The organism is Caballeronia sp. (genome assembly GCF_049581465.1).
Taxonomy (GTDB): domain Bacteria; phylum Pseudomonadota; class Gammaproteobacteria; order Burkholderiales; family Burkholderiaceae; genus Caballeronia.
Genome location: NZ_JBAUSA010001368.1, coordinates 1 through 1,772, shown reverse-complemented (window position 1 = coordinate 1,772; position 1,772 = coordinate 1). Strand labels below are relative to the sequence as shown.

The 1,772-nt window shown below is 59.8% G+C and carries 1 protein-coding gene and 1 pseudogene; both read left to right on the top strand.

Annotated features, from left to right (window positions below; translation table 11 throughout):
• Positions 1-293, top strand: a pseudogene (locus tag WCA53_RS33100) (3-(3-hydroxy-phenyl)propionate transporter MhpT); the annotation flags it as partial.
• A gap of 84 nt (positions 294-377) precedes the next feature.
• A complete protein-coding gene (locus WCA53_RS33095; RefSeq protein WP_423921953.1) occupies positions 378-1,247 on the top strand; it encodes an alpha/beta fold hydrolase in 870 nt (289 codons plus the stop codon).
• Positions 1,248-1,772: the final 525 nt, after the last annotated feature.

Here is a 1,772-nt window from a genome sequence, read left to right as displayed (position 1 = left end):
GCGGCGGCCTGCTCGCGGGGCTGTTTCTGGTCGGCGGCCAGTCGGTGTTGTATGCGCTCGCGAGCAGCATCTATCCGACTTACGTGCGCGGCACCGGCGTGGGCGCCGCGGTGGCGGTGGGGCGCATGGGCTCGATCCTCGGACCTTTGATCGCCGGGCAGTTGCTGGCGGTCGGGCAGAGCGCGTCCGTGCTGCTGAGCGCGAGCATTCCGTTGATCGCGATTGCGGCGATCGCGGCGTGGCTGGTCGTCGGCAAGTCAGCACCTGTTTATGCGCCGACCATCGCGCAATAGCGCTATTACTGCGCCGAATGCTCATCGCGCGCGACTGAGCGGCGTGCGCGGTCAATCAACTCTCTTTAGATAAAGGAAAGCAACATGACCTCGAACTTATCGGCCATCACCGAAGCGTCGACCAGCAAATTCGTGCGTATCAAGGAAGGCGATCGCGAAGTGCAGTTGCACTACAACGACGCAGGACAGGGCACTGAAACAGTCGTGATGCTGCACGGCTCGGGCCCCGGCGCGAGCAGCTGGGCGAACTTCAACCGCAATGTCGAGCCGCTCGTCGCCGCGGGCTATCGGGTCATCCTGATGGACTGTTTGGGCTGGAGCAAAAGCGATCCGGTCGTGTGCGACGGCTCGCGCTCCGAACTCAACGCGCGCTCGCTGAAAGGCCTGCTTGACGCACTCGATATCGAACGTGCGCACATCATCGGCAATTCGATGGGCGGCCACAGCGCCGTCGCGTTCGCGCTCGCCAATCCGCAGCGCGTCGGCAAACTCGTCTTGATGGGCGGCGGTACAGGCGGCCCCAGCCAGTTCGTGCCGATGCCGACAGAAGGAATCAAGCTGCTGCAAGGCCTGTATCGCGAGCCGACGATTGAAAACCTGAAGCGGATGATGAGCGTCTTCGTGTTCGACACCAGCGCGCTGACTGACGATCTGATGCAGGCACGGCTCGACAACATGCTGGCACGTCGTGATCATCTGGAAAACTTCGTGAAGAGTCTCGCGGCCAATCCGAAGCAGTTCAATGACTTCGGCCCTCGGCTTGGCGAGATTGCGGCACCGACGCTGGTGATCTGGGGGCGCGACGATCGCTTCGTGCCGATGGATGTGGGTTTGCGTCTGGTTGCCGGCATGCAGAATGCCGAGATGCATGTTTTTAGCCGCTGCGGGCACTGGGCGCAGTGGGAGCATGCGAAGAAATTCAATCGGATGGTCATTGAATTTTTTGCTGACTGAGAGAATAAAAGGCGGGGTGGATTCAACCGGCCGACGCGCTTGTTTACATTAGGTAGCCGAGCATGCTTTTCCCTGCAAAGGAGAAGGTGATGGTCAGAAGTCAAACGTCCTTGCGCTGGCTGGTGGAGAAATGGCTGGCCCCTACGCGGCCAAGCCGGTTCGCATCACCCGTTTCAGTCGAATAGCAAATCAAAGGCGCTATATATGCGTCGAGGCTGTGCGACCGACCGATATGCTTGTCATTTTTTTCTTCAGGCACGACGACGGCGCGTGGCGGGTTTTCCCACCCGTCACATATCGGCCGGCCATGAAGGCTTACTGAGTGCGTTGTGCTGCCAGACCCATCTGCTAGCTTTCCTTGAATAGTCGGCAGAGGCCCCGTCGCTGGGCGCTTGTGGGATAGTGCCCCGGGGCCCCGGTAAATACCGCGGCCCCCCTATAAAAAATTGATGACGAACGTACTGCACGAATTGACACTTCATGTCTTTGAGGATGGCCACCGTTGGAATTGGGCCATCGTTACAC